36 protein-coding genes are annotated in these 26,378 nt (G+C 67.8%); 11 read left to right on the top strand and 25 right to left on the bottom strand.

Annotated features, from left to right (window positions below):
- The first annotated feature begins 174 nt into the window (after positions 1-174).
- Positions 175-828 carry a PEPxxWA-CTERM sorting domain-containing protein gene (locus BRX43_RS14870; protein ID WP_206433235.1) on the top strand — a complete coding sequence of 218 codons (654 nt, stop codon included), beginning with the start codon at positions 175-177 and terminating at the stop codon, positions 826-828.
- Between the two features lie 100 nt (positions 829-928).
- Here the strand turns inward: BRX43_RS14870 and BRX43_RS14865 are convergent, their stop codons facing one another.
- The 5 genes from BRX43_RS14865 to BRX43_RS14845 all read right to left on the bottom strand — a co-directional run bounded on the left by BRX43_RS14865 (position 929) and on the right by BRX43_RS14845 (position 5,035).
- Positions 929-1,801: a flagellin gene (locus BRX43_RS14865; RefSeq protein WP_125995906.1), complete on the bottom strand. Its 873-nt coding sequence runs from the start codon at positions 1,799-1,801 to the stop codon at positions 929-931.
- A gap of 439 nt (positions 1,802-2,240) precedes the next feature.
- The gene (flgH, locus tag BRX43_RS14860; protein ID WP_125995877.1) at positions 2,241-2,969 is read right to left on the bottom strand and encodes a flagellar basal body L-ring protein FlgH; all 729 of its coding nucleotides are present in this window, start codon (positions 2,967-2,969) and stop codon (positions 2,241-2,243) included.
- Between the two features lie 23 nt (positions 2,970-2,992).
- Positions 2,993-3,448 (bottom strand): flagellar basal body P-ring formation chaperone FlgA, encoded by a 456-nt coding sequence (gene flgA, locus BRX43_RS14855; protein WP_125995876.1) that lies wholly within the window; start codon positions 3,446-3,448, stop codon positions 2,993-2,995.
- Positions 3,449-3,450: 2 nt separating this feature from the next.
- Positions 3,451-4,239 carry a flagellar basal-body rod protein FlgG gene (gene flgG / locus BRX43_RS14850; RefSeq protein WP_125995875.1) on the bottom strand — a complete coding sequence of 263 codons (789 nt, stop codon included), beginning with the start codon at positions 4,237-4,239 and terminating at the stop codon, positions 3,451-3,453.
- Between the two features lie 52 nt (positions 4,240-4,291).
- On the bottom strand, positions 4,292-5,035 hold the full coding sequence (locus BRX43_RS14845) for a flagellar hook-basal body complex protein (RefSeq protein ID WP_125995874.1): 744 nt from the start codon (positions 5,033-5,035) through the stop codon (positions 4,292-4,294).
- 126 nt (positions 5,036-5,161) lie between these two features.
- Here BRX43_RS14845 and BRX43_RS14840 point away from each other — a divergent pair, with 126 nt between their 5' ends.
- Genes BRX43_RS14840 through BRX43_RS14825 form a run of 4 tightly spaced genes read left to right on the top strand, consistent with a single transcriptional unit; the run spans position 5,162 to position 7,774 of the window.
- Positions 5,162-5,755, top strand: a complete 594-nt coding sequence (locus BRX43_RS14840) for a flagellar basal body-associated FliL family protein (protein WP_241214977.1) — start codon at positions 5,162-5,164, stop codon at positions 5,753-5,755.
- Positions 5,752-6,771: a flagellar motor switch protein FliM gene (gene fliM / locus BRX43_RS14835; protein ID WP_125995872.1), complete on the top strand. Its 1,020-nt coding sequence runs from the start codon at positions 5,752-5,754 to the stop codon at positions 6,769-6,771. The genes BRX43_RS14840 and fliM overlap by 4 nt, the downstream gene beginning before the upstream one ends.
- Positions 6,768-7,166, top strand: coding sequence for a DUF6468 domain-containing protein (locus BRX43_RS14830; RefSeq protein ID WP_206433234.1), 399 nt, complete (start codon positions 6,768-6,770; stop codon positions 7,164-7,166). The genes fliM and BRX43_RS14830 overlap by 4 nt, the downstream gene beginning before the upstream one ends.
- Before the next feature lie 35 nt (positions 7,167-7,201).
- On the top strand, positions 7,202-7,774 hold the full coding sequence (locus BRX43_RS14825; protein ID WP_125995871.1) for a hypothetical protein: 573 nt from the start codon (positions 7,202-7,204) through the stop codon (positions 7,772-7,774).
- Positions 7,775-8,353: 579 nt separating this feature from the next.
- Here BRX43_RS14825 and BRX43_RS14820 read toward each other — a convergent pair.
- The 13 genes from BRX43_RS14820 to motA are packed head-to-tail and all read right to left on the bottom strand — an operon-like array spanning position 8,354 to position 17,834.
- Positions 8,354-8,995: a PilZ domain-containing protein gene (locus BRX43_RS14820; RefSeq protein ID WP_125995870.1), complete on the bottom strand. Its 642-nt coding sequence runs from the start codon at positions 8,993-8,995 to the stop codon at positions 8,354-8,356.
- Positions 8,996-9,006: 11 nt separating this feature from the next.
- Positions 9,007-9,450, bottom strand: coding sequence for a flagellar basal body-associated FliL family protein (locus BRX43_RS14815; protein ID WP_125995869.1), 444 nt, complete (start codon positions 9,448-9,450; stop codon positions 9,007-9,009).
- Between the two features lie 15 nt (positions 9,451-9,465).
- On the bottom strand, positions 9,466-10,356 hold the full coding sequence (locus tag BRX43_RS14810) for a flagellar motor protein MotB (RefSeq protein WP_125995868.1): 891 nt from the start codon (positions 10,354-10,356) through the stop codon (positions 9,466-9,468).
- Between the two features lie 3 nt (positions 10,357-10,359).
- Positions 10,360-10,653, bottom strand: coding sequence for a hypothetical protein (locus BRX43_RS14805; RefSeq protein WP_125995867.1), 294 nt, complete (start codon positions 10,651-10,653; stop codon positions 10,360-10,362).
- 15 nt (positions 10,654-10,668) lie between these two features.
- Positions 10,669-11,220, bottom strand: a complete 552-nt coding sequence (locus BRX43_RS14800) for a chemotaxis protein CheD (RefSeq protein ID WP_125995866.1) — start codon at positions 11,218-11,220, stop codon at positions 10,669-10,671.
- On the bottom strand, positions 11,220-11,609 hold the full coding sequence (locus tag BRX43_RS14795; RefSeq protein ID WP_206433233.1) for a response regulator: 390 nt from the start codon (positions 11,607-11,609) through the stop codon (positions 11,220-11,222). The genes BRX43_RS14800 and BRX43_RS14795 overlap by 1 nt, the downstream gene beginning before the upstream one ends.
- 16 nt (positions 11,610-11,625) lie before the next feature.
- The gene (locus BRX43_RS14790; RefSeq protein ID WP_125995865.1) at positions 11,626-12,642 is read right to left on the bottom strand and encodes a chemotaxis response regulator protein-glutamate methylesterase; all 1,017 of its coding nucleotides are present in this window, start codon (positions 12,640-12,642) and stop codon (positions 11,626-11,628) included.
- Positions 12,642-13,532, bottom strand: coding sequence for a protein-glutamate O-methyltransferase CheR (locus BRX43_RS14785; RefSeq protein WP_125995864.1), 891 nt, complete (start codon positions 13,530-13,532; stop codon positions 12,642-12,644). Before BRX43_RS14785 ends, BRX43_RS14790 begins: the two co-directional genes overlap by 1 nt.
- On the bottom strand, positions 13,529-14,017 hold the full coding sequence (locus tag BRX43_RS14780) for a chemotaxis protein CheW (protein ID WP_125995863.1): 489 nt from the start codon (positions 14,015-14,017) through the stop codon (positions 13,529-13,531). The genes BRX43_RS14785 and BRX43_RS14780 overlap by 4 nt, the downstream gene beginning before the upstream one ends.
- Positions 14,014-16,179: a chemotaxis protein CheA gene (locus BRX43_RS14775; RefSeq protein ID WP_125995862.1), complete on the bottom strand. Its 2,166-nt coding sequence runs from the start codon at positions 16,177-16,179 to the stop codon at positions 14,014-14,016. The genes BRX43_RS14780 and BRX43_RS14775 overlap by 4 nt, the downstream gene beginning before the upstream one ends.
- The gene (locus BRX43_RS14770) at positions 16,176-16,541 is read right to left on the bottom strand and encodes a response regulator (protein WP_125995861.1); all 366 of its coding nucleotides are present in this window, start codon (positions 16,539-16,541) and stop codon (positions 16,176-16,178) included. The genes BRX43_RS14775 and BRX43_RS14770 overlap by 4 nt, the downstream gene beginning before the upstream one ends.
- Positions 16,538-16,930, bottom strand: coding sequence for an STAS domain-containing protein (locus BRX43_RS14765; protein ID WP_241214976.1), 393 nt, complete (start codon positions 16,928-16,930; stop codon positions 16,538-16,540). The genes BRX43_RS14770 and BRX43_RS14765 overlap by 4 nt, the downstream gene beginning before the upstream one ends.
- Positions 16,931-16,949: 19 nt before the next feature.
- Positions 16,950-17,834, bottom strand: a complete 885-nt coding sequence (motA, locus tag BRX43_RS14760; RefSeq protein ID WP_125995859.1) for a flagellar motor stator protein MotA — start codon at positions 17,832-17,834, stop codon at positions 16,950-16,952.
- Between the two features lie 185 nt (positions 17,835-18,019).
- Between motA and BRX43_RS14755 the strand changes: the two genes are divergently transcribed.
- Positions 18,020-18,373 carry a flagellar biosynthesis regulator FlaF gene (locus tag BRX43_RS14755; protein WP_125995858.1) on the top strand — a complete coding sequence of 118 codons (354 nt, stop codon included), beginning with the start codon at positions 18,020-18,022 and terminating at the stop codon, positions 18,371-18,373.
- Between the two features lie 40 nt (positions 18,374-18,413).
- Here the strand turns inward: BRX43_RS14755 and BRX43_RS14750 are convergent, their stop codons facing one another.
- From BRX43_RS14750 to BRX43_RS14725, 6 genes are all read right to left on the bottom strand, one after another.
- Positions 18,414-18,911, bottom strand: a complete 498-nt coding sequence (locus BRX43_RS14750) for a MarR family transcriptional regulator (protein WP_125995857.1) — start codon at positions 18,909-18,911, stop codon at positions 18,414-18,416.
- Positions 18,912-19,008: 97 nt separating this feature from the next.
- Positions 19,009-19,641, bottom strand: coding sequence for a response regulator (locus tag BRX43_RS14745; protein WP_125995856.1), 633 nt, complete (start codon positions 19,639-19,641; stop codon positions 19,009-19,011).
- Complete coding sequence (locus tag BRX43_RS14740) at positions 19,638-21,548, bottom strand: ATP-binding protein (protein ID WP_125995855.1); 1,911 nt, start codon at positions 21,546-21,548, stop codon at positions 19,638-19,640. Before BRX43_RS14740 ends, BRX43_RS14745 begins: the two co-directional genes overlap by 4 nt.
- Positions 21,549-21,713: 165 nt before the next feature.
- On the bottom strand, positions 21,714-22,400 hold the full coding sequence (gene fliP, locus BRX43_RS14735) for a flagellar type III secretion system pore protein FliP (RefSeq protein WP_241214978.1): 687 nt from the start codon (positions 22,398-22,400) through the stop codon (positions 21,714-21,716).
- 64 nt (positions 22,401-22,464) lie between these two features.
- Positions 22,465-22,803 carry a flagellar biosynthetic protein FliO gene (locus BRX43_RS14730; protein WP_125995854.1) on the bottom strand — a complete coding sequence of 113 codons (339 nt, stop codon included), beginning with the start codon at positions 22,801-22,803 and terminating at the stop codon, positions 22,465-22,467.
- Positions 22,803-23,039 (bottom strand): FliM/FliN family flagellar motor switch protein, encoded by a 237-nt coding sequence (locus BRX43_RS14725; protein WP_125995853.1) that lies wholly within the window; start codon positions 23,037-23,039, stop codon positions 22,803-22,805. The genes BRX43_RS14730 and BRX43_RS14725 overlap by 1 nt, the downstream gene beginning before the upstream one ends.
- Before the next feature lie 119 nt (positions 23,040-23,158).
- On the opposite strand from BRX43_RS14725, the gene flgC reads away from it, so the two are divergent.
- The 5 genes from flgC to flhB are packed head-to-tail and all read left to right on the top strand — an operon-like array spanning position 23,159 to position 26,035.
- Positions 23,159-23,563: a flagellar basal body rod protein FlgC gene (gene flgC / locus BRX43_RS14720; RefSeq protein ID WP_125995852.1), complete on the top strand. Its 405-nt coding sequence runs from the start codon at positions 23,159-23,161 to the stop codon at positions 23,561-23,563.
- A 12-nt stretch (positions 23,564-23,575) separates the two neighbouring features.
- On the top strand, positions 23,576-23,902 hold the full coding sequence (locus BRX43_RS14715) for a flagellar hook-basal body complex protein FliE (protein WP_125995851.1): 327 nt from the start codon (positions 23,576-23,578) through the stop codon (positions 23,900-23,902).
- A 5-nt stretch (positions 23,903-23,907) separates the two neighbouring features.
- On the top strand, positions 23,908-24,171 hold the full coding sequence (locus BRX43_RS14710) for a flagellar biosynthetic protein FliQ (protein WP_125995850.1): 264 nt from the start codon (positions 23,908-23,910) through the stop codon (positions 24,169-24,171).
- Between the two features lie 22 nt (positions 24,172-24,193).
- Positions 24,194-24,964: a flagellar biosynthetic protein FliR gene (fliR, locus tag BRX43_RS14705; protein WP_241214975.1), complete on the top strand. Its 771-nt coding sequence runs from the start codon at positions 24,194-24,196 to the stop codon at positions 24,962-24,964.
- Between the two features lie 3 nt (positions 24,965-24,967).
- Positions 24,968-26,035: a flagellar biosynthesis protein FlhB gene (flhB, locus tag BRX43_RS14700; protein ID WP_125995849.1), complete on the top strand. Its 1,068-nt coding sequence runs from the start codon at positions 24,968-24,970 to the stop codon at positions 26,033-26,035.
- Positions 26,036-26,053: 18 nt separating this feature from the next.
- Here flhB and BRX43_RS14695 read toward each other — a convergent pair.
- On the bottom strand, positions 26,054-26,378 hold a 325-nt coding region (locus tag BRX43_RS14695; RefSeq protein WP_125995848.1), incomplete at its 5' end, for a flagellar assembly protein FliX.

Below are 26,378 nucleotides of genomic sequence, written 5' to 3'. Positions count from 1 at the left end.
AGAACGATGAGCGTGAATGCGGGCATGCTTGCCGGATTTGCAAGTAATTTGGCGTCGTCGCGGGCGGCTGGCGGCGTGGCGGTGATGGCCTGATCCGCAGGAGCCGGCCTGGGCGGCTGGGCCGCCTGATCGGTCCGTCCGGCCGACCGCCGCCGGACCAAAACTCTACCTTTGATGATGGAGATTGCGATGCGGTTTGCGTGCAAGCTGACCCTGTTTGGCGCCTATGCCCTGGCGGCGGCCATGCCGGCCTCTGCCAGCCAAACGTTTCATGTCGATCAGATCGTCGATCTGCGGCCTGACCAGTTCGGAAGGGACAATCCCGGCATCGGGTTCGGCACAACCGCAGCGTCCGTGGTCCAAGAGGGCGACATTGTGGAAGGCGTGATCCGGTTCCGCAATGGCCATATCCGTGCCACCGATCCGTCGACATTCTTCGTCTACAGCTATGTCGAGATATCGGGCGGGTATCTCGGCGATCACGTCGAGAAGAGCTTCTCGCTCCTGAATGATAAAGGGGAGGGCATCGGCAAGACGACATGGGAGGATCGTAGCTTGATCTATCTCGCCGCCCCCGACGCTCGCGCGTCCTATGACGTGTTCGGCGTGCGGTACAGGTTCAAGATGCCGTCCTTCGCATCGCGGGACGGTACGGCCAGTGTCTGGCTGAACAGCGCGGCCTCCAACGGGACTTTTGCCAAGGACGACCTGTTCGCCTCCGCGGTGCCGGAGCCGTCGAGCTGGGCGCTGATGGCGCTGGGCTTTGCCGGGCTGGGGCTGGCGATGCGGCGGCAGCAGCGGGCGAGTGGGATGGTTGTGGCGGCCTGATCGGCACGACTGCATCGCACGCAAAAAAATGGCCGGAACGGGTTTGCCGTTCCGGCCATGCGGGCCACCGGGGTTTGGGATGTACCGGTGGCCCGATCGATTAGCCGCGGAACAGCTGACCGATGGACTGCGGACCCTGGTTGGCGATCGACAGAGCCTGGATGCCCAACTGCTGCTTGGTCTGCAGCGCGGTGAGCTTCGCCGACTCCTTTGCCATATCGGCGTCGACCAGGTTGCCGATGCCGCTTTCGATCGTATCGGCAAGCTTGCTGGTGAACTCCATCTGCTTGTCGATCTTCTGCGATGCCACACCCAGATCGCTCAGGGCGCTGTTAACCTTGGTCTGGTAATCATCCAGACCCAGATTGGCATCGGTCGCCTTGCTGGCATCCGCCAACGACGACGCGTTCGTCAGCTTGCCGGCGGCAGCCGCCGTCGGCAGGCTCATGCCTTGGTTCGCGACCACCAGCGTGTCGGCCTGATAGCCGGCCGTGGTCGAGTCGCCGTCGGCCAGCGACTTGAGAGCCTGAACCTTACCCGTGGCCGTCGTGTCGGTGTTCAGCAGATTGGTGCCATTGAATTCCGACGACGAGATCACGGTGTTGATCTGATCGCGCAGACCCGAGAATGCCTTGTCCATCGATGCGCGCTGCGTATCGGTGATCGTGGCATCCGCCGCCTGCTTGGCGAGCGTCTTCATCTGGTTGACGGCGTCCGAAATCTGTTCGGCCCCGGAAACCGCCACGTCGACGATGCTCTTCGCATTGCCCAAGGAGTTGGTGACCGCCTTCAGATCGCCCTGTCGTCCACGAAGATTCTGAGCGGTGATGAAGGTAGCCGAGTCATCCTTAGTCGATGCGACACTGAGGCCCGTGCTGACGCGCTTCTGCACCTGATCCAGACCCTTGTTGGTCGAATTCAAAGTCTGAAGTGCCGCCATAGCGCCACGATTGGTGTTGAGCGAAAGAGCCATGATCTTTTCCTTCTGGAAATAACGATCCATTCGGGATCGTGGAGCGAAATCGGCGCCCCGCCGACTGGATGCTTCAAGCGTCCTGCCCTTCCATTTTGGGATGGATCAAGCACTGACGGTCGCGGGGTGCGAAAAAATCATCGTTAAAATTCAATGAATAAGGGTAAATTTTTGGTTGCCGGTCGGGGCGGTGTCAGATGCGACGAAGCCACCCATGGTCGGTGGACCTTGGGCGGCTTCGCTGCGCTCGTCATGGCGGGATCATTGCAGGATTTGCCCCACCATCCCGGCGAAGGCTGGGATCCAGTTGGGAGACGTTGGTCAATAACCAGTATCGTTCCGTAACTGGACCCCGGCCTGCGCCGGGGTGGAACGTCAGGGGGTGGGGCGCCCAATTCCGCAACGATCCCCCTGACGGACGCGTCGACGGCCGTGCCGGTCAGAACGGAAACAGCGCGTCGTAGATCTGCTGGCCCCAGCGGGCCTGTTGCGCGCTGGTCAGCTGGCCGCGCCCGCCATAGCTGATCCGCGCCTCGGCGATCTGGCTGTGGCGGATGCTGTTGTCGCGGGCGATGTCCTGCGGCCGGACGATGCCGCTGACGATCAGCTCGCGCAGCTCGTAATTGACGCGGATCTCCTGCCGCCCCCGGATCGCGAGGTTGCCGTTGGGCAGCACGCCGGTGACGATCGCCGACATGGTCATGTTGATCGTCTCGGACCGGCTGATCGTGCCGGTGCCGTTGAACTTGGAGGCGGAGTTGCTCGCCACCGCCTTGGACGGGTCGCCGGGCAACAGCTTCTCCAGGCCGAGCAGCGCCGACAGGCCGGCATTTTCCGACCCGCCCTGGCTGCGCGCGGTGGTGTTGCCGACCTCCGCCTTGTCGGCGACGTTGATCCGCACGGTCAGGATGTCGCCGACGCGGGCGGCGCGCTGGTCGCCCAGGAACGCGCCCGCGCCGGTGCGGAACAGCGAGGCGGTGGCGGCGGGGCCGACGGGCGGCTGCGACGGCGTGCGACGGCCGAGCGATTCCTCGACGCTCGGCATGTCGAGCGGGTCGGCCTGGCTGAGCGGCGGGGCCTTGCCGACCTGTTTCAGCCGGCCGACCGCGCCGCAGCCCGACAGGCCGAGCGCGAGCGTGCAGAGGAGGAGCGTATGGGTGGGGCGCATGACGCGGCCTTTCGGAAGGGGGATCAGGGAGCGGCGATGCGGACGGCGCCGCTGCCTTCGACGATGGTGTCGAGCGTGCGGCCGGTGGCGGGGGCGACGACGCGGACCAGGTCGCCCATCCCGCCCGATCCCAGCGCCCGGCCGGTGGTGCCGATCACCAGGCCCGCGCCTCGCAGGCTGATCGTCACCGGCTCGCCGCGCCGGACCAGCCGGGGGGTGACGACATCGCCCGACCGCACGACCGCGCCCGCCGACAGGTCGCGCACCGCCTCGCGTCCCGCCGCCGAGGCGACGGGGAGCGCGCCGATCGCGAAGCCGCGCGCGCGGGGCTGCGGCTCGAAATCACCGGCGGACAGGATCTCGCCGCGCGCGACCGGATGCGACAGCACCGGCGTGTCGACCATGTTGGGATTGGCCGCCGGGGCGGGCCCGGGCGCGGCCGCGGCGAGCGCCGCGGCGAACAGGGGGAACAGGGCCATGATCAGCGCAACTGGCTGGAGGTGGCCAGCATCTCGTCGGCGGTTTTCACGACGCGGCTGTTCATCTCATAGGCGCGCTGGGCGGTGATCAGCGCGGTGATCTCCGACACCGGATTGACGTTCGACGCCTCGATCGAGCCCTGCTGCACCGTGCCGAAGCCGGGATCGCCCGGCGTGCCGACCGTCGCCGCGCCGGACGCGGAGGTCTCCTTGAACAGGTTGCTGCCCTGCGCCTCCAGCCCGGCCTCGTTCATGAAGGTGGCGAGCTGGATCTGCCCGACCGTCTGCATGTCGGTGGCGCCGGCCACCTTCACCTGCACCAGGCCGGTCTTGGAGATGGCGACGTCGAGCGCGCCGGCGGGGATCGCGATGGCGGGGCTGAGCTGATAGCCGTCCGCCGTCACCAGCTCGCCCTGGTCGGAGAGCTGGAGCGAGCCGTCGCGGGTATAGCTTTGCGTGCCGTCGGGCATGGTCACGGCGAAATAGCCGCGCCCCTCGATCGCCATGTCGTAGCGATTGCCGGTCTGGCTCGGCGCGCCCTGTTCGGTGATGCGATAGATGCCGCCGGTCTTCACGCCCGATCCGATCTGGATGCCGGTCGGCACCTTGGCCTGGTCGCCGCCGCCGCCCGCCGTGCCGGGCCGCGTCTCCTGCTGGTAGAGCAGGTCCTGGAAGGCGGCGCGCTGGCGCTTGAACCCGGTGGTGTTCATGTTCGCCAGGTTGTTCGAGATGACGTCGACATTGGTCTGCTGGGCCAACATGCCGGTGCTGGCGATCGAGAGAGTCCGCATGATGCGTGGTCCTTTCGCGTGAAGGAGAAATCAGGAGGGGGGAAGGGGGCGGTCAGCCGAACTTGCCGAGCCGGTCGATCGCGCGCTTGCGCAGGTCGTCCATGTCCTGGGCGATTCTGGCGCTCGCCTGATAGGCGCGCAGGATGTCGACCATCTGCGTGGTCTCGACGATCGGTTCGACGTTCGAGGATTCGACGCCGCCGGCGGTGAGCTTGGTGTCGGCGGCGGACAGTTCGCGGCCGTTGCTGGCGGTCATCAGCCCGTCGCCGCGCGGGGTCACGCCGCGCTCGTCGTCGAACACGGTGATGGCCAAGCGGCCGAGCGGCCCGTCCTTGCCCTTCACCGTGCCGTCGGTGGAGATGGACAGGTTCGCCTGCTGGTCGACGGGCACGGTGATCGGCTTGCCGCCCTCGCCGAGCAGGCGCTGGCCGCCGGCGGTGGTCAGCTCGCCCGTCTCGTTGATCTTGACGAAGCCGGCGCGGGTATAGGCGGTACCGCCGTCCGGCGCCTCGACCGCCAGATAGCCGGGGCCGTCGATCATCACGTCCATCGGGTTGCCCGTGCTCTTGAACGCGCCGGCCGAGGCATCGTGCATCGCGCCGAAATCGAGCACGAACGACATCTTGCGCGCGTCGGGCACCGCGTCCTCGGGACTGGTTTCGACATATTCGCGGAACACGGGGCGTTCGCGCTTGAAGCCCGCCGTGTCCATGTTCGCCATGTTGTTCGCCGCCACGTCCAACCGGCGCTTGAGCGCCTGTTCCCGGCTGAGCAGCACAAAGGAAGAGATATCCATCCCGCTGGTCCGTTTTTTCCGCTTTTCCGTTCGCCGCTCGGCAATTTCTGCCTGGCGACCATCCTATAATAGGCGGGTAGGGCGCGGGCCGGTCTGGTCCCGCCGGTTAATCGATCGGGGATGATCATGAGCGCGACCGAGGAGCCGAAGGACGGCGAGGGCGATGCCAACGCCGCCAAGACGGCCGCCGCCAAGAAGAAAAAGAAGCTGATGATCGGCGGCGCGGCGGCGGTGCTGCTGCTCGGCGGTGGCGGCGGTGGCGCCTATATGATGATGGGCCATGCCGCGCCGCCGACCGCCAAGGAGAAGAAGGCGGCCGAGGAAAAGGCGAAGGACGAGGAGGTCGCCGCCGAGGAGGAGGAAGCCGGCGGCGAGGGCGAAGGCGAGGGCGGCGAGGGCGGCCACGGCGCGAAGAAGAACGCGCCGCTCGACGTACCGCCCCTGCTGGTCAACCTGCACACCGCCGACGGCACGCCGCACTTCCTGAAGCTGCACATCATGCTGGTGCCCGGTCCCAAGGGCAACAGCGAGGCATTGAAGGACGAACTGCCCAAGCTGCTCGACGCCTATCAGCCGTTCCTGCGCGAATTGCGGCCCGAGGATCTGTCGGGATCGGCCGCCGTGTACCGCATCAAGGAGGAACTGCTGCTGCGCGCCGGCGCGACGCTGGGCCATGACAAGGTGAAGGACGTCCTCGTGCAGGACCTGATCCAGCAATGAGCGACATGGACGATTTCGACGATCTGGTGCTGCCGGAGCCGCCCTCGCTCGACGCGATGGGCAGCGGTGCGCTGGATCAGGCGGGGATCGACGCGCTGTTCGGCGATGTCGGCGGCCCGATGCGCGCGCGCAGCGGCCTGAAGGCGGTCATCGAATCCGACGTCATCAGCTACGAACGCCTGCCGATGCTGGAGGTGGTGTACGACCGCATGTTGCGCAGCTTCGCCACGTCGATGCGCAACCTGACGTCGGACGCGATCGACATCAGCCTGGTCGACATGACCTCAGTCCGGTTCGGCGACTTCATCAACCGGGTCGCGCTGCCGACGATGATCGGCGTGTTCCGGGTCGAGGAATGGCGCAACTACGGCCTGATCACGGTCGAGCCCAGCCTGATCTATGCGGTGGTCGACGCCCTGCTCGGCGGCCGGCACGGCAACAACCGGCAAATGATCGACGGCCGCGCCTTCACCGGCATCGAGGTCGGGCTGGTGTCGCGGATGCTGAAGATGGCGATCACCGACTTCGCCGCCGGCTTCGCGCCGATCACGCCGATCACGCTCGACCTGGAGCGGGTGGAAACCGCCACGCGCTTCGTCTCGATCGCCGGGCCGACCAATTTGTGCGCGGTGGCGACGTTGCGCGTCGACATGGACGGGCGCGGCGGCTGTTTCAGCATGTTGCTGCCCTATGCGACGCTGGAGCCGGTGCGAAAGGTGCTGGGCCAGCGCTTCATGGGCGACAAGGCGGGGCCGGAGAATATCTGGGGCGCGCACATGGCGCGCGAGATCCGCCGGACCGAGGTGGAGGTGGACGTGGTGCTCGGCCGCACCATGATGCCGCTGGGCGAGGTCCGCGCGCTGGAGGTGGGCAACACCATCCGCTTCAACCGGCGGCCGGACGAGGCGCTGGAGCTCCAGATCGGCGACGTGGTGCTGGGCCACGGCCAGATCGGCCAGCGATGCAACAATGTGGCGGTCCGTCTGACGACCGATATCAAGAGGATAATGCGATGATGAGTTTCGCGACGATGGCGGACATCGCCACCATGATCCTGTGCGCGGCGGTGATGGTGCAGAGCGTGCGGATGATGCGCGCGCTGCACCGGGTGCGGGGCGACGCGGTGGCCGAGGTGGTCAAGGCGCTGGACCAGTCGACCGGCCATGCCCGCGCCGTGCTGGCCGAGCTGAAGACGGTGCTGGTCGATTGCGCCTCGCATGGCCAGGTGCTGACCCAGGCGCGGGCGATGGCCGACGAGCTGACCGTGATGATCGGCATCGCCGACGCCTCCGCCGACCGGATGACCGAGGCGGCCAATGCCGCGCGCAACCAGCCGGCGGCCGGGGAATCGGCCGCCGTCCGTGACGAGGTGCGCGCCGCACCGCGCGTGGAGGAAAAGCTGTGGGCGTGAGGCGCGGATCACGCTGGCGGCCTTCGCTGCTGCTGATGACGGCGGGCTCCGCCTTGGCGGCGGTTGTCGGCAATGCCGTCGGCCTGTCGGCCCAGCCGCTGGAGCCGTTGCCGATCCAGTCGCGACTGGGGGCGGCGATCGCCGACGACGCCAACATCCGCGACCGGGCGGCGGCGCGACGCGGCCGCACGCTCGACCTGCGCGAGCAGGCGGTGCGCGCGGCCGAGGCGCGGCTCAAGAGCGACACGGCCGCGAAGCCGGATGAGGCGGCGCAGGCGGCGGCAGCCGGCGGCCCACCGCCCCCCAGCCAATATGACGATCTCGCCAAGATCTATGCGGCGATGAAGCCGGCGGCGGCGGCGGCGGTGATGGAGCAGCTCGACCTGGAGGTGCAGATGCGCGTCGCGCAGAAGATGCGCGAGCGCTCCATCGCCTCCGTCATGGCGGCGATGTCGCCCCGCGGCGCGGCGGCGCTGACCATGGCGCTGGCCCGCAAGCAGGCGGGTGGCGGCGCGGCGGCGGCCGGCATGCGGCCGCGACCCGGCGCGCCGGCACCGGCACCGGCGCCGGGTGCCGCCGCGATGCCCCGCGATCGGCGGCCATCCTGATCGGACGCGCAACCGGAGCGACGTGGATGGCGTCGCTCCGGTCTTCCTGTTCGGGGAAGGCTGCATCCGGTCACCGTCAGGCGTGCCGCTGACCGAACCAGGATCGCGAATGCGGCTCCGTTCACGCTTGCGTACCGTTCCGGTGCAGGCGTCGCTGGCGGCATCCCACTGCGTCGCGGCCTTGGCTATACCTCTGCGAAAGTCGCCTCCGTGCTCCTGCGGACGCAGGAGTCCAGGGTTGTGGATGACCATAAGGCGTTGCCTTGCCTTGCCCTAGGCTCCTGCCTTCGCGGGAGCACAAGCCTGCCTGGCCTATGTGCCGACGTTTCGCCGCCGCCGGAATGAAGGATAATGGGCGTGCGACGTCGACATTTGCAACACTCCCAGCGCCTGCCGGAACGGCGGTCGGGCAATAAACGGGCCATCGCCTCCACCGATGGACGGTTCTTTCGATGAATTGCTGATGGTGAGGGCGAAAGGTCCGGCCCTTTGCGCAACGGCTTCGTGTCTCCCCGCCTTCGCGTCGGAAACAATCCCCCGCCACCCGCGCCGAATGCACGGTGCAGGCGGCATCGCCACTCAGCGCGAGAAGCGTGCGGCGTGATTGCGTTCCCAGCCCGACAGCGCGTCGAATGACAACAGCATATGGAAGGCGAAGCCCGCCTCGCCATCGCCCGTCCAGCGCTGCGAGGCGTGGCGGGGCGGGAGGCCGGGAATGGTGATGCGCACCTCGGCGCCGTCGGGCAACGGATGCGCCATGCCCAGCCGGCACCCGCTCTGCGACAAGTCGCGCAATTCCGGCGCGGTGGTGTGGCCCAGATGCCAGAGCAGCACGCTGCACGACGCGGTCAGGCGCGGCGATCGCGGCCGTTGGTCGGTGTCCTCGGGCGCATGGAGCAGCGTCGCCACTTCCTGCACGGCGTCGAACTGGATGCCGGCGCGCTGGTCGCGCGTCCACACCACCTTGCCCTCGACCTGGTTGAGGTTGCGCAACTCCACCCGCACCGGCACCCCGATCGCCAGCGGCGCGCTGGTCTCGACCATCATGCCGCCGGTCGACAGGTTGCGGACGCGGCACAGATGATCGCCCGACGGGTCGATCAGCCGGCCGACCATCAGCAAGGTCGTCAGCCGTTGCGAGCGCGCCACCGCTTGCGCCGGCCGCTCGGCGGCCGACGTGTCGATCGGGATTTCGGGCAGATGACAGGGTTCGCTGGCCATGATGACGCTCCTCAGGCAGGCTCGGCGCGGGTGATGGCGACACGCCGGACGACACCCTTGCCAAAGGCTTCGGGCGCGGCCTCGCGCACCACGTCGCGCAAGCGGCGCAGATCGGGGAGCATCCCGTCCGCTCCCGCCGCCAGGGGCGTGCGATAGGTGCGCATGTTGATCGCGTGGAGCAGCAGCGGCAGCTTGGCCGTGATCGCCGCTTCGTCCTTGGCGGGGACCTCCAGCCCGATATCGAACTTGAAATAGCCGGCCAGCCGGCCGTCGTTCAGCACCAGGGGCGCCAGCACCTCCTTGGCGGCGACGAAGCTGGTCGGCTCGGGTTCGGGCTTGGTCTCGGCCGCCTTGGCCTGGGGCGGGCCGAGGAAATGGTTGGTCGCGACCGCCGTGCCGCCGCCCAGCGCGGCGCCCAGGATCGGCATCAGGACGATGCCCAGGATCTTCTTCACGGCCTATCCTCTCCCCTAGAAGCGGAAGCTGGCGTCGGACGGCAGCGACGGCGCCGCGCCCAGCGCGACGATGGTGATGCGGCGGTTCTCCGGCCGGTCGGGCTGGTCGGGATAGACCGGCCGCGTATCGGCCATCGCCACCATCTCCGCGAAGCGCGAGGCGGGCAGCCCGGCCTGGATCATCGCGCGGCGCGCAGCGATGGCGCGCGCGCCCGACAGCGTCCAGGCCGCGTCCGACGCGCCGATGCCGGAGCCGTCGGTATGCCCCTCAATCGCGATCTGCGCGCCGGATGTCGCCAGCCGGGCGGCGACCCGGCCGAGCAGTTCCAGTCCGAACGGGTTGAGCGTCGCGGTGCCGAAGCGGAACATGGAATGCGCGTCGGTGTCGGTCAGGCTGATGCGCAATCCGTCGCGGCCGTCCTCGATCCGCATCGCCTTGCGCTGGTCGGAATCGGGCGGCAGGCTGTCGATCGCGATCTTCATTTCCTGCGCCAGCACGCGCTGCGCCGCATCGGGAATATCGGCCGTACCGCCCCGCGCCACGCCCCGGGACGCCGCGACGGTCGAGGGCTGGCCCTTGGGATCCGCACGGCTGTCGGCCTGGGCATTGCGGCCATGGCCGCCGGCGCCCGGCATGTTGCCGACGCCGCTGCTCGACGCGGTGGTGTCCGACGACTGCGCCATCGCCGAGGCGGAGGGCGGCGAGAAATATTCCGCCAGGCCCTTCAACCGCTTCTTGTCGGGATTGCTGATCAGCCACAACAGCATGAAGAACGCCATCATCGCCGTCACGAAGTCGGCATAGGCGACCTTCCACGCGCCGCCATGATGACCCGCCGCATATTTCTTGACGCGGCGGATGACGATGGGGCGTTCGTTATTCCCGCCAGGCGCGTTGGAGGCCATGGCCTAGCCCGCCTGCGCCAGGGCGCGCCGCAACCCGTCCTGCACCGCGCCGAGCCGCACCGGCTCGATCGCGGCATGGGCGGTCATCCGCGACGACAGCCGGTCGAGCACGCGGGCGATCTCGTCGACATGCTGCGCCACCAGATCGAAGGCCTGGAGTTCGTGCAGGTAGTTGGCCGCGAAATGCGCGTCGCCGACCAGCACCAGCTCCAGCCGTTCGAGCAGGCCGCGAATGTCGCGCAGTTCGGCCGCCAGCGCCGCCTGCAGCGGTGCGGCCAGGGGATCAAGCTCGCTCATCACATCACCGTCCCGTTACCGCCCCTGGGGGGAAAAAAGTTCAAGGTCGCCGGCCGGCCTCGGCGTCGGCAACGGCGCCATGGTGCGCTGGCGCGAGATCGGATCCGCCTCGACCGCGGCCATCGCCCGCGCCCGACCCTCATAGGGCATGAACTCGACCCGCCGCGCATTGGTGCCGCCGACATCGATCCGGCCGATCGCGATCTGCTCCATCTCGACGAAGCTGCGCGCGAATTCGGCGTTGCGGCGGCCGATCGCGGACATGCCCGCGATCATGTTGGCGCCGCCATAGATATGCGCGCGCAACCGGTCGCGCTTCGCCCCCACCGCCATCATGGCGTTGATCAGCAACTCCATGGCGTGGATGCCGTAGCATTGCAGGTCCGCCGGGCTCAGCGGCTTCGTGTTTTCCGGCTCGCCGAGCAGGAAATGGTTCATGCCGCCGACATGCGCCTGCGCATCGTGCAGGCACACCGCGATGCACGAACCGAGCAGCGTCGCGATCACCGTGTCCGGCTGGTTGCCGACGGCATGGCCGCCCTGCACGATCTGGATGCGCGCGCCCATCAGGACAGGGCCCCGAACACGCGTTCGATCTTCTCCTTCAGCACGGCCGGCGCGAAGGGCTTGACCAGATAGTTGTTGACCCCGAGCGCCGCCGCCTTGCTCACGATCTCGCGATCGGAGGAGCCGGTCAGCATGATGAACACGGTCTTGCCGATCACCGGGTCCTGGCGGACGGCTTCCAGCAGCTGCAGGCCGTCCATGTCGGGCATGTTATAGTCGGAGACGATCAGGTGGACGCGATCGCTGCGCACGGCGTCGAGCGCCTCGGCGGCGGACCCCTTGTCGCGGATATCGCGGAATCCAAGGTCCTGGAGCGAGCGGCGGATCATCGCACGCATACTCGCCTGATCGTCGACGACCATCACCTTGATCTGGGCTGCGGCAGGCATTGACTGGGTTCCTCGATTAATTCTGGCAGGCGGCGAGGATCGCTTCGGGCAGCGCGCCCAAAGTCCGCTCGCGATGGACGGCGCCGATCTCCTGGGCGGAGCGCGGCATGCCGTAGACGACGCAGCTTTCCCGCGCCTGGCCCAGGGTCATTGCCCCGGCCTGGCGCATCGCCAGCAGGCCTTGCGCGCCGTCGCTGCCCATGCCGGTCAGGATGATGCCGACCGCGCCGCGGCCGCGCATCGCGACCGAGCGGAACAGCGTGTCGACCGATGGGCGGTGGCCCGACACCAGGTCGCCGGTCCGCAGCCGGATCGTGCCCGGATCGCGGCCGACCAGTTCCATGTGCCGGCCGCCGCCGGGCGCGATATAGGCGGTGCCCCAGGCGAGCGGCATCGCGTCCAGGGCTTCGCGCACCCGGATCTTGCATTCCCGGTCCAGCCGCTCGGCAAAGCTGGTGGTGAAGGCGGCGGGCATATGCTGGACGATCAGGATCGGCGGACAATCCGCCGGCATCGCGCCGAGCAGCGAGAACAGCGCCTCGACGCCGCCGGTCGATGCGCCGATCGCGATCACCGCATCGGGGCGCAGCGGCCCGGTGGTGGTCGCCGGGGCGCGGATACCGACGGTGGGGCGCACCGACGATCGCGCCGCCGCCTTCACCGTCTCGCGCAGCCGGACGGACTCGCGCAACAGGTCCTCGGCATTGCCGGACGGCTTGCCGATGCAGTCGACCGCCCCCAGCCGCAGCGCTTCGATCGTGGTGGCCGCGCCGCGCGCGGTCAGCGTCGAGCACATCACCACCGGCATCGGCCGCAGCCGCATGATCTTCTCCAGGAAGGACAGGCCGTCCATTCCCGGCATCTCGACGTCGAGCGTGATGACGTCGGGTTCCAGCTGCTTGATCATCGCCCGCGCCGTGTTCGGCTCGGGCGCCTGTCCGACCACCTCGATCTCGGGATCGGCGGACAGGATTCGGGTCAGCATCGCGCGGATCGACGGACTGTCATCGACCACAAGTGTTCGCACGGGCATTAGAATTCCCCGTTCTTCGAATAGATGGTATGCCCGCAACTCTTCATCGCGACGGCGGCGGCGCCGATCAGGCGTTCGGAATGGCCGATATAGAGGAAGCCACCGGGACGGAGCATGTCCGCCAGCCGCGCCTCCAGCTCCGCCTTGGCCTTGTCGTCGAAATAGATCATGACGTTGCGGCAGAAGATGACGTCGTAGCTTTGCCGCATCGGCCAGCGTTCGAACAGGTTGAGCGTCCGCGCGGTCACCAGCGCGCGCAGCTCCGGCGCGATCCGCAGCTCGCCATCCTCGATCCTGGTCCAGGCGCTGCGCCACGGCTCGGGAATCGAGTTCGCGGCATTGGCCGGATAGACGCCCTTCTGCACGGTCGCGACCATCGGCGGCGACAGGTCGGTGGCGAGCAATCGCACATCGCCCTTGGTGAGCCAGGCGGCGTCGTGCCGATTGGCGCCCGACAGGCACATGGCGATCGAATAGACCTCCTCGCCGCTCGACGAGCCGGCCGACCAGAGCCGCACCGGGCGCGACCGCGCCGCCTCCTTCAACCGGGGGGTCACCTCGCCGCGCAGATGCTCGAAATGATGATTCTCACGGAAGAAGAAGGTGTGGTTGGTGGTCAGCGCCACGACCATCGCCGCGCGCTCCTCCGGATCATGCTCGATCCGCTGGAGATAGTCGGCGAAGCTGGCGATCCGATGCATCCGCAGCCGGCGCGACAGGCGCGAATGGACCAGCGTCCGCTTGACGTCGGACAGATGGATCCGTGCCTCGGACTGCATGATCCGGACGATCGCGGCGAATTCCTTCTGGCCGAGCGATGGGGAGTCGAGCCCCGGCGCATCGTCCAGCCCGTCGGCCACGGCGTCACATCGGATCGCCGCGTAGGTCATGCGGCGAGGTCGAACTGGCGGGTCAGCGCCAGCGCGTTCAGGTCGAGCAGCAGGACCATGGTGCCATTGTCCCCGGCGTCCCCCGCATCGCGCGCGGTGATCTTCACCAGCCCGGCGATGACATTGGGTTCGTTGACGTCGACATCGGGGGCGGGGCGCACCTCGCTCTCCTTGATCGACACGATATCAGCGACCTCGTCGACCAGGAAGCCGGCCTGCTTGCCGGCGATGCTGACGACCAGGATGCAGGACCGCGAATGGATGCGGCTCGCCGGCCAGCCCAGCCGCTCGGCCAGGCCCACCACGGGCACCACGGTGCCGCGCAGGTTGGTGACGCCCTTGATGTAATGGGCGACGCCGGGCAGCGGGGTCGGCTCCTCCCATTCGCGGATTTCGATCAGGGCGGACATGGCGATCCCGAACACCTGCTCGCCCAGCGAGAAGGTGACGATCTTGCGTTCGTCGGCCGTTTCCATCGTGCTCATGCGGCTAGTCCCTTCGGAATGAAGCGGGGATTGGACGAGGCGACCATCGCCTCGATATCGAGGATCAGCGCGATCGAGCCGTCACCCAGGATGGTGGCGCCGCCCAGACCGCGGATCGGGTGGAGATTCTGGTCGAGGCTCTTGATGACCACCTCGCGGCGGTCGTCGATCGTGTCGACCATCAGGCCGACATGGCCGGCGCTTTCGCTCTCGACGACGATGACCAGCGACTCCTCGGGCGGCAGCGCGTCATTGCTGGCGAAGCCGAAGATGTTGCCGAGCCGGCGCACGGGCAGGAAGTTGCCGCGCAGCTCCAGCACCTCGCCGGACGTGCTGATCGGCTTCACCTGGCCCGGTTCGGGCTGCACCGTCTCGACCACATTGGCGAGCGGCAGCACGAAGCGCTGGCCGGCGAGGCGGACGATCATCCCCTCCAGGATCGCCAGGGTCAGCGGCAGGATCATGGTGAAGACCGTGCCCTTGCCCGGCATCGAGGTGATCTCGACCCGGCCGCCCAGCGCCTCGACGTTGGAACGGACCACGTCCATGCCGACGCCGCGTCCCGAGATGTTCGAGATGGTCTCGGCGGTCGAGAAGCCCGGCGCGCAGATCAGCTGGTCGATCTCCTCGTCGGTCAGAACCGCATCGGCGGCGATGATGCCCTTTTCCACCGCCTTGGCGCGGACGCGGGCCCGGTCGATGCCGCGCCCGTCATCGGCGACGCGCACGAAGATGCGCGCGCCGCGCTGCTCGGCGGACAGGCGGATCGTGCCATGCGCGGGCTTGCCAGCGGCGATCCGGTCGGCCGGCAACTCGACGCCGTGATCGACCGCGTTGCGGATCATATGGGTCAGCGGGTCGCCGATCTTCTCGATCACGCCCTTGTCGACTTCGGTCGTCTCGCCGAACGTCTCCAGCTCGACCTGCTTGCCGGTCGCGGACGACAGGTCGCGCAGCATCCGGGGCACGCGGCTGAACGCCTGCTTGATCGGCTGGGCGCGCAGCGACATCACCGTGTCCTGGATCTCGCGCGTCAGGCGCGAGAGCTGCGGCAGTTCGACGCGCTCCTGATCCTTGGGGCTGAGCCGGTCGGACAGGATCGAGCTGCGGATCACCAGTTCGCCGACCAGGTTGAGCAGCATGTCGAGCTTGGTCAGCTCGACGCGGATCGACTGGGCGACCGGATCGGCCTGGCGGGGCGGCGGCGCGTCGTCGGTGGCGGGCTTGGCGGCGGGCGCGGGGACGGACGGCACCGCCGCCACGACCGGGGCGGGCGCCGCGCTCGCAGCCGGGGCCGCTGGGGCGGCTGCCACGACCGGCTCGGCCGCAGGGGTGGGCATGCTCGCTTCCGGGGCGAGGGCCGGATCACCGCCGCAACGCACGATCTCGATCACCGAGTCCGGTGCGACGAAGTCGAAACATTCGGTGATCGCGTCCTCGGCCACCTCGGCCGGCAGCGTGATCGTCCAGCCGATATAGGCCATTTCCGGGTCGAGCTCGGCAAGCGGCGGCAGCGCGGACAGGTCCGCCGCCGTCACCTGACCACCGAGCAGTTCCAGCTCGCGCAGCACCAGCAGCGGCTCGCCGCCATGCGCCATGGCCGCGTTGGACGGCGTGAAGCGCACGGTCCAGCCGGCCGGCTCGGACGGCGCCAGGTCGAAATCCTCCAGGCCGCCGATGGCGACCGGCTGAAAGCCGAACGGATCCTCGTCCACGATCGCGGCGGGGGCGGGTTCGGGCGCCGGGGCGGGGACCGCCGCGGCCTGGTCGGGCGCGCCGCCGGTCGCCAGCACCTCCTCCAGCACCGCCAGCATCGCGGCGTCGGCCGGCACCGCTGCCGTCCCCTGCGCCGCGGCGCAGTGATCCGACAGGATGTCGAAGGCGGACAGCATGACGCGGGTGACGCCCGGCGTCGGCGCGATGCGGTTGGCGCGCACCTCGTCCAGCACATTCTCGAACCGGTGCGCGAAGGCGGTCAGCGCGCCATGGCCGAACGCACCCGCGCCCCCCTTGATCGAATGCACCGCGCGGAACACGCCGGCGATGACGCCGGCCGACACGTCGCCGGCGGCCATGGCCGATAGCCCCGCCTCGGCGGTGGCCAGTCCCTCGGCGCATTCCTCGAAGAAGATGGCCTGGATATCGTCGAGATCGTCGCTCATGGGCACACCCGGCGGATCGCGACTTCCAGCTTCTGCGCGTCGAACGGCTTGGTGATCCAGCCGGTCGCGCCGGCCGTACGCGCGCGCGCCTTCTTCTCGTCGGAGAATTCGGTCGACAGCACCAGGATCGGCACCGACTTGAATTCGGGGCGACCGCGTACCGCTTCGATCAGCTCGAACCCGTCCATCTCCGGCATGTTGATGTCGGTGATGAGCAGGTCGGGCTTGACCTCGATCATCCGCTCCAGCCCGTGGCGGCCGTCATTGGCGGCCTCGACATGATAGCCGCTACCGGTAAGCGACGCCTTCAGCAGCATTCGCATGCTGGCGGAATCGTCGACGGTCAGAATGGTCTTGGTCATGGGCGATTCTCTTCCTCGGTGATGAGCCCCAGCGACTGGGCCAGGGCGCAGCCGGTCACCCGATCGGAGAAGGCGCGGCTGGGGTTGGTGATGGTGAAGGCGCGGTCATGGCCGAGCGCATCGGCGCGCGCGGCGACGAGGAGCTGGAGCATGGCCTGACCGATCGTCTCGGCCTCCGACGCGTCGATCGCGATCGCGTCGCCGGCATCGGCGGCGGCGGCGAGCCGGGGGTGCCATTCCTCCGCGATCGCGGTGGTGCCATGCGCCGGCAGGCAGAAAGCGGAGGGTTCGACCACAGCGACCGGGACCTCGTCTTGGGGGGCCAGATCGGCTTCCAGGTCGAAAGCGATCGGTTCGAAAGGGATGGGTTCGAATGCCAGGTCGGCCACGGTCGGCACCGGGGCCGGCTCAGGCGGGGAGAGCGTTGAAGTCATTTTTCGCCTCGTCGAGCGCAGCCTCGAGCTGCTGGAAGGAGGGAGCCTTGGCGGACGGCGTCATGCGCCGGGCGATCTCGACCGCAACCTGGGTCGGCAGTCCCTGGGCATGGGCGACGATCGCGGCCTTGACGATGTTGAACGGCTTGCTGTCCATCTCGATCGTCTCGTTCAGCTTGGCGGCGAGCGGACCGATCAGGCAGTAGGCGAGCAGCACGCCCATGAAGGTGCCGACCAGCGCGCCGCCGATCATCGCACCCAGGATCTCGGTCGGCTGGTCGATCGAGCCCATGGTCTTGATGACGCCCAGCACCGCGGCGACGATGCCGATCGCGGGCAGGCCGTCGGCCATCTGCTGCAGCGCGTGCTGCGGCGCGGCCTCTTCGTGGTGGTGCTTCTCGATGTCGTTGTCCATCGCCTCGGACAACTGGTTCGGGTCCTCGAAGCTGACCGTCATCATGCGCAGATAGTCGCAGATGAAGTCGCTCAGGTGATGGTCGGCGATCAGGCGCGGGAACTTGGAGAAGATCGCGCTTTCCTTGGGATTGTCGAGATGCGGCTCGATCGCGGTCGGGCCGCCCTTCTTGAAGGTCGACAACAGGCCGAACATCAGGGTCAGCAGGTCCTTATAGTCGCTGTCCTTCCAGCGCGGTGCCTTGAAGGACCGCATCAGGCCTTTGCCGGCCAGCTTCACGGTGGCCATCGAATTCGACACGATGAATGCTCCGATCGCGGCGCCGCCGATCGCCATCATCTCGTGCGGCAGCGCCTCCATAATGATGTCCATCTTGCCGCCGGACATCATGAAGCTGCCGAACACGCAGCCGAGGATAATAAGCAGGCCGACAATGTTCAGCATGGCAGGGAACCCGACCTCCGGCGGACAAATGGATGTCTCCATTGTAGATTGCCGGTCGGCCCGCTGGTCGGGCGAGCGTCCACCTTTTGCGTCGAGGCCCGAGAAAATGCCGATGTCGTCGGCAGGGCGCACCGTCGCGGTCGCGGCGGTCCTATAGAGAGGGGGTATCAGTTGTTGGAGAGGCCATGTCCCTCAATGCTTACCAGCGCGCGCGTACCATCGCCGAGACGCCGCGCCACGCCGAATGCCGCCTGATCCGTGAAATCACCGGCGAGATGATCGCCGCGCGCGATGCGGGGGTGGCGGGCGTCGCGCTGATGCCGGTGCTGGCCCGCAATCGCGAGATGTGGAACGTGTTCCAGACGGACTGTTCCTCGCCGGGCAACGGCCTGCCGGCGCCGGTGCGTGCCGGGATCATCTCGCTGGCCCTGTGGGTCAGTCGCTACACCAGCGAGGTGGTGACGGGGAAGGACGATATCGGCGCGCTGATCGACGTCAACCGCATGATGATCGAGGGATTGGAGGGGACCGTCCACTGACCGACCACCGGTCGGGGTGGCTGGCCCGCCCCGCCGGGGTTCAGCGACTGGCGGACTGGAAGGCCAGGAACTGGTCCTGCACATCCTGGGTCATCAGATGCTGCATGACGATCCAATAGCCGGCCACCGCCTCCTCGCCCGCGCTGGTATAGGCGCGGGCCATGTTCTCGCGCAGGTCGGCGAACAGGCTATGTTCCAGCGCTTCGCCATTGGTGGTCAGGAACAGATGGCGCTGCCGGCGGTCCTGCACGCCGGGCCGGCGCTCGACCAGATTCTGCGCCAGCAGCTGCTTCAGCACGCGTCCGATCGACTGTTTGGTGATCGCCAGGACCGCCAGCAGCTCGCCCACCGTCATGCCGGGCCGTCGGGACAGGCAATATAGGACGCGGTGATGCGCCCGGCCCAGGCCGAGCCGCTCCAACTCCTCGTCCGCCCGTTGCAGGTGCGACCGGTGCGCGAAGAACAACAGGTCCATGCCGCCGCGAACCGCATGGTCGCGCAAAAACTGCTTGGCCGGCGGGAGTATAACATCGGTCATGATCGCTGCATGGACAGGAATCGCATCGTCCGCAACGGTTTGCTTATCGTCGTCAGCATATTGTCACGCCGATGCGCCCGGGCGGGAACGGAGCGACCTAGAGTCCCTCCGCCAGGAACGTGTCGGCGACCTTGGCCGCGAAGGCCACGCGCAGCGCGTCGGACAGGCTGCGCACCTCCAGCTTGTTCATCATATTGGCGCGATGCACCTCGATGGTACGCGGGCTGACCCCCAGACGGTGTGCGATCGCCTTGTTCGACCAGCCGCAGACCAGGCCGCGGAACACATCCATCTCGCGCGACGACAGGCGGGTGACCAGCGCCTGGGCGGCATTCTGGTCGGCCGACTGGTCGCGCCGCTGCGCCAGCGTGGTGATCGCCAGATCGATCGCGCGCATCAGGTTGGCGCAATCGGTCGGCTTCTCCAGGAAATCGACCGCGCCCAGTTTCATGGCTTGCACCGCCAGCGCCACATCGCCCTGGCCGGTCAGCATCACCGTCGCGAAGCGGACGTCCCCGGCGATTTCGGAGAGCACGTCGGTGCCGCTCTTGCCCGGCATCCGATAATCGAGCAGCACCACGCCCGCCTCGACGCTGTCCAGCGCCGCCAGGAACGCGTCGCCGCTGACATGGCTGTGCACGTCGAGTTCCTCGCGGAGCGACAGCAGCAACTCCAGCGACATGCGTAATGCTTCATCGTCTTCAACGACATGGATGATATGTCGCGTCATGCCGCCCCATTCTCCGTTCTGATATGCATTTCGCCATGACCACCGGCCGTCACCGGCGTCGGCAGGGTCAGGCGGATGCAGGCGCCGCCGCCCGGCTGGTTGAAGGCATCGATCTGACCGCCATGCGCCGCGATCATCCAGCGACAGATCGACAGCCCCAGGCCCATGCCGACGGCTTCTCCGCCCCGATCGTCATTGCACCGGTCGTGCAAGGGTTCGAACAAATGGGGCAGCAGCGCCGGGGTGAAGCCGGGTCCGTTGTCCGCGATCAGCAATTCGATCATGTCGCCCGCCGCGCGACGGCGCGCACTGATCAGGATCGCGCGATGGCTCTGGTCCACGCGGCGCAGCGCCTGCGCGGCATTGCGCAGGACATTGGTCAGCACCTGCAGGATCTGCACCCGGTCCCCCCAGATGGTCCGTGCGTCGTCATCCAGGTCATAGGTCAGCGCGATGTCCAGCCCGGCATTGCCCGGCAATGCGAGCAGCACGGCTTCCTCGACCAGTGCGGCGATGTCGATCGGCTGCATGTCCGGCTCGGCCCCGACGGTGCGTTGGAAATGGCGCTGGACGATGCTGCCGGCACGCAGCGCCTGACCCGTCGCCATCGCCAGCACATCGGCGATGCGGTCGACCGGCCCGCCCTTGCGCAGCATCACTTCGGCCGATCCCAGGAAATTGGCCAGGGCGGTCAGCGGCTGGTTGATCTCGTGCGTCAGTTGCGCGGCGAAGGCGCCGAGCGCGCTCGCCTGCGAGGTGCGGACGAATTCCATCCGCAGCAGGTCCATCCGCTCGGCATCCGCCACTTGATCCGAGATGTCGCGGATGAACAGCGCATAGCTCGGCTCGCCGGAACGATCGGGCAGCACCACGCGCAGCTCGATGTTGATCACCTGTCCGTCGGCGTGGGCCACGGCGAGCGGGCGGGGGCTTTCCGCGCTGGCGAGCCGGGGCAGTTCGGCCGGCTGGACTCCGATGACCGCGGCGACGTCGCACCCTGCGAGGGCGTCGGGCTCCCGTTCGAGCAACTGCCCGGCGGCGGCATTGGCGGACAGGATGACGCCTGCCGCATCGGTCACCAGGAACGCGTCCGGCACGGAATTGAGGATGTGATGCAGATCGTCGCGCTGGCGGCGGCGGCGATTGTCGCGGACATGCTGTTCGCTGATGTCGCGATAGCGCCCGACCATGCGCGCCAGCGTGCCGTCTTGGGCATAGATCATATGCGCCGCCGCCTCGACACGCCGCCGACGCATCTGGTGCAGGCGCAGGTCGCATTCGAAGGTGAGGAGCGGGCGACGGTCCGCCGCCGCGTCGGCCACCGCCCGGCGGAGCGCGGCCGGATCGTCCATCACGCCGCAAAGCCGGTCCAGGGGGACGCGGCCGACCGGGACGGGTAGCGCCTGCCACTGATGATCGATCCAGCCGATCGTGCCGCTCCAGCGGTCATAGTCGAACAGACCGGTCTGGCTGCGGATCACCGCGCGCTGGTGCGGATCGGTCAGGATCGGCGACGATGCGCCCCAAGGCGCGTTTCCGGACACGCATTCGTCGGTCCCGATCCAGATCGCCCGGACGCGGCCGCCCGCCCGCTCGCCGACCGGCTGCACGGTTTCGATCGTCGCCAGCACATGGCCGTCGCGACACCGCTCGTTCAGCCGTCGCATCGCCCTGGCGGAGGGCCAGGGCGGCACGACGCCGTTTTCGCGACTGTGCAGCAGGGTGCGCTTATGCTGGCCGACCGCCGCATCGGCGGGCCAGCCGAAGAGGCGCTCGCATCCCTTCGACCAGTGAAGGATGCGACCGTCCGCATCGACGATCGCGATGGCCTCGTCCGCCACCACTTCGGGCAGCATTGCTCGTTGAAGGGCCGCCGGGCGATGTTCGCTGCGGATGCGAAGCGGCATGGAGAACCCGTTGTGTCAGGGAAACCTATCGGCACGGAGCGTGACCGGCGACGATCGTAGCAGCGCGTACGGTCGCCTGTCCACACGAAGCAACCATATTTACTGATCTAGATCATATGAACGGTTTCATTCGTTAGGAATGCCCCCAGGCCTCACCCCTTCACGCTATCCGAAGCTGCGCACCAGCGAACCGCAGACCATCGCCCATCCATCAACCAGCACGAAGAAGATGATTTTGCAGGGCAAGGAGATGCTCGGCGGCGGCAGCATCATCATGCCCATCGCCATCAGGATCGCGGCGACCGCCAGATCGATGATGAGGAACGGTAGCAGCAGCATGAAGCCGATCTCGAAGGCGCGGCGCAACTCCGAGATCATGAAGGCCGGCATCAGCGTCGTCAGGCCGGTCTGCTCGCGTGGCACCGCCTGGGTCTTGCCCAGCTCGCGGAACAGCTTGAGGTCGTCGTCGCGGACCTGGCGCAGCATGAAGACGCGAAACGGCTCGGCGGTGCGCTCGAACGCCTGCGCCTCGGTCATCTTGCCGGCCGTATAGGGCTGGATGCCCGTCTTCCACGCGGTCTCGAAGGTCGGCGCCATCACGAAGAAGGACAGGAACAGTGCCAGGCTGATCATGATCGGATTGGGGGGCACGCCCTGCGCGCCGAGCCCGGTGCGCAGCATCGACAGCGCCACCACGATACGGGTGAAGGACGTCACCGTCATCAGGATGCCCGGCGCCAGGCTCAGCACCGTCATCAGCATGATGAGTTGGATGGCCTTGCCGGTCAGCGATCCGTCGCCCAGGCTGACGGTCGCGCCCTGCGCCAGCGCGGCGGCGGGGGTCAGCAGCAGGGCCAGCGCTATGACATAGGCGGTCGGACGGACGATGCGACGGTGCAGACGGAGGGGCGGGTGGTCAGCCACGATACCATTCCCCGTCCAGATTGGCGCACAGCGTCAGGTCGCGTGGCTGGGGCACGGACTCCTCGTCGCGGACGATGCGCGTCTCCAGCACTTCGGCGCGTTCCGGGGTCAGGACGAACAGATGCTCGCGATCGTCGCGGCGCAGCAGCACCACCGACCGCTTGGCGTCGATCGTGATCCGCTCGACCAGCTGCACGCGGCGGCCGGCGGCGGCGCTCAAGCGGCCGGGCAGCGCCAGGTCGAAGCGGCGCACGACCCACAATGCGCCGCCGAGCAGGCCCAGCACCACGGCCAGCCCGCCCATCGACCGCATCAAGGCGACCAGGTCCATCAGCCCTGTCCCTTGCGCACGACATGGTTGATCTCGATCGACATCTGGTCCTCGTTGACCAGCACCGTCCCCTTCGCGACCAGCTTGCCGTTGACATAGAGCAGGGTGGGATCGTCATGGCCGCAGTCCAGCGCGATCATCGCGCCGCGCCCCATGCGCAGGATCTGCGAGATCGGGATCTGGGCGGAACCCAGCACGACGGATACGTCGATGGTAATATCGTCAATGGCGGACATGGGACGTCGCTCCTTTGCCTCCATTGTAGGAAGAATCTGCCGGGCCCCGACCGCGCCGGGCAATATTTGCCTAGAATGGAGGGGAGGGCGCCAAAGACGGCGTCCGTCGGAGACGAACCATGGACCTCACCACGTCGATGCGCGTGTCCGCATCCGGCCTCAGGGCGCAATCGCTCCGGATGCGGATCATCGCCGAGAATCTCGCCAATGCGGACTCGGTGGCGGCCACGCCCGGTGGCGATCCCTATCGCCGGCGCGTGGCCAGCTTCCGCGCGACGCTGGACAAGGATGGCGGCACCGGCGTGCAGGTCCGCGATATCGAACCCGACAAGTCTGCGTTCACCCGCGTGTACCAACCGGGCAGCCCGGCGGCGGACGCCAAGGGTTATGTGCTGACCCCCAATGTGAATGCGCTGCTCGAGACCGCCGACATGAAGGCGGCGCAGCGGTCCTACGAAGCCAATCTGAACGCCATCGAAGCGGCCAAGGGCCTGACGATGCGCACCATCGACCTCTTGAAATAAGGAATTTCCATCATGTCCATCGGAGCTTTGGATGCGGCCGGCGCCTATGGCCGCGCGCTTGGGGTCGGCCGGGACCCGACCGGCCGGGCCGGTCTCGTCCCCTCGACCCCCAAGACCGGCGAGACCGGGTTCGGCGGGATGGTCGAATCGCTGGTCGGCAATGCCGCCTCGACGATGCACGCCGCCGAGGCCGCGAGCGCCAAGCAGATCGCCGGCAAGGGCGACCTGATCGACGTCGTCACCGCCATGGGCGCGGCGGAAACCGCGCTCGACACGGTGGTGGCGGTGCGCGACCGCGTGGTGTCGGCCTATTCCGACCTGATGCGGATGCAGATCTGACCGCCATGACGCCCGAGGCCGTCATGGAGATCGCGCATGCCGCGATGATCGTGGTGCTGACCATCTGCGGGCCGCTGCTGCTCGCCTCGCTGGTGATCGGCATCGCGGTCGGCCTGCTCCAGGCCTTGACCCAGATTCAGGAGCAGACGCTCACCTTCGTCCCCAAGTTGATGGTGATGGGCGTGGTGCTGCTCCTGTCCATGCCGATGATCGGCCGGGCGATGGCGGATTTCACGCACATCGTCGCCGATCACATCGTCCACCCCTGATCCCCACAAGGCGATTTCCCCCATGGATGCGCAGATGCTGCAGGCCCTGCCGGTGGAGGCGAGCGCCTTTTTCATTCTCTTCGCCCGGATCGGGGCGGTGCTGATGCTGTTGCCGGTCTTTTCCGACGACGCGATCCCGCAGCGGATCCGGCTGATGATCGCGTTCGGCATGACGGTCGCGCTGTGGGGCCTGTTGTCGCCCCCGGCGCTGGTCGCGGCGCACGACGGCGACCATTTCGTCGGCACCTTGGTGTCGGAAATGGTGGTCGGGCTGGCGCTCGGCAGCCTGGTCCGGATGATGTTCATGGCCGTCCAGATGGCCGGGTCGATCATCAGCCTCCAGATCGGCCTGACCTCGGTGCTGGTCGCCGACGCCTCGCAGGGCGGGCAGGCGATGCTGCTGTCCAAGTTCGTCGGCGTCGCCGCCTCGGTGATGTGCATGGCGATGCTGGTCCATCACCTGTGGATCGTCGCGATCGTCAAATCCTATGCCAGCTTCCCGATCGGCGGGATGCCGGTGGCGGGCGATTTCGCGCAGATCGCGCTCGCGACGGCGGGGCGGTCGATGACGCTGGCGATCAGCCTGTCGGCGCCGATGCTGGTCTATGGCATCGTCTTCAACGTCGCGCTCGGCCTGTGCGCGCGATTGGCCCCGGCCCTGCAGATCTTCTTCGTCGCGCAGCCGCTCAACCTGCTGCTCGGCCTGGCGCTGTTCGCGACGATCGTCGGCGCGCTGCTCAGCGGCTTCGCCACCGCCATGGGCCAGTGGGTCCAGTCGGGCTGGGCGGGCTGAGCCATGGCGGACCAGGACAAGGACCAGAAGACCCACGATCCGACGCACAAGCGGATCGAGGATGCGCGCAAGCGTGGCGATACGCCGAGCGCGCCGGAAATGCGCCATGCGGCGATCTTCGTCGCGATTCTGGTCGCCCTGGGCGGTGTCGGCATCCACAGCTTCGCGCTGCTGGCGGGCACGCTGACCTCGATCTGGAGCCATGCCGAGGATGTGACCCTGACCGGCAGCGGCACCCGGTCGATGATGACCGGTCTGTTCGGCCGGCTGGCCGTGGTGCTGTCGCCGGTCTTCGCGGCCACCATCGCGTTGGCGCTGGTCGGCGGCATGGTCCAGGGCCTGCCGACCCTGTCCTGGTCGCGGGTCGCGCCCAAATGGAACAAGCTGTCGCCGATGGCGGGGGCCAAGCGCCTGTTCGGCAAGGACGCCTTTGTCGAATTCCTGAAGACGCTGGCCAAGCTGGCGGTGGTCATGACGATCGCGATCTGGACGATCTGGCCCCATGCGGTCGGCATCGCCGCGACGGTCGGCGCCGATCCCGCCCAGATCGTCCGCGCCACCGGCGCAATGGTCGTCGCGCTGGTCAAGGCGGTGGCGATGCCGGTCGCGGCGATCGCCGGCTTCGATTTCGTCTATCAGCGGCGCAAATGGTTCTCGAAGCTCAAGATGTCGCTTCAGGAGATCAAGGACGAGCATAAGGATTCGGAGGGCGATCCGAAGATCAAGGCCAAGATCAAGGCGATCGCGATGCAACGCTCGCGCCGCCGGATGATGGCCGCCGTGCCCGGCGCCAGCGTCGTCATCACCAACCCGACCCATTATGCCATCGCGCTGCGCTACGAGCATGGCCAGATGGGCGCGCCGGTGGTGGTGGCCAAGGGCGTCGACGCCGTCGCGCTCAAGATCCGCGCGCTCGCCGCCGAATCCGGCGTGCCGATCGTCGAGAACCGGCCGCTGGCCCGCGCGCTGCACGCCTCGGTCGAGATCGATCACCCGATCCCGATCGAACATTATGCGGCGGTGGCGGAGATCATCGGCTATGTCATGCGCCTCGCCAAGGGGCGGGCCTAGAATGCGGGCGCCCGTGCCTCAGCGACCGGCTTCGTGCTTGGCCAGCTCGACCTCGACCCGCAGCGCGATGTCGCGCGCCAGCGCGGCGAGATGGGGATCGTCGGGCACCTCGAACCCCTCCAGCCATTCGGACAGCGCCTGGAGCGAGGCGGCATCGGCCTCGCCCGCCACCACAGCGCGGTGGAGCTTGTCGAGCAGGTGGACGCCGCGCGCGCTGTCCGACGCCATGCGGGCGCGGCGATCGCGCTGCGGGTCGGCAGAGGCCATCGCCATCAGCATCGCCACCGTGGTCGGGGCCTGCGCCAGGCCGGGGCTGACCGGCGGAGACGAGGGCGGCGGCGGG

This window comes from Sphingomonas sp. S-NIH.Pt15_0812 (assembly GCF_003951315.1).
Taxonomy (GTDB): Bacteria; Pseudomonadota; Alphaproteobacteria; order Sphingomonadales; family Sphingomonadaceae; genus Sphingomonas.
The sequence above is the reverse complement of the archived record's forward strand: the minus strand, read 5'-3'. Positions and strand labels throughout refer to the sequence as shown.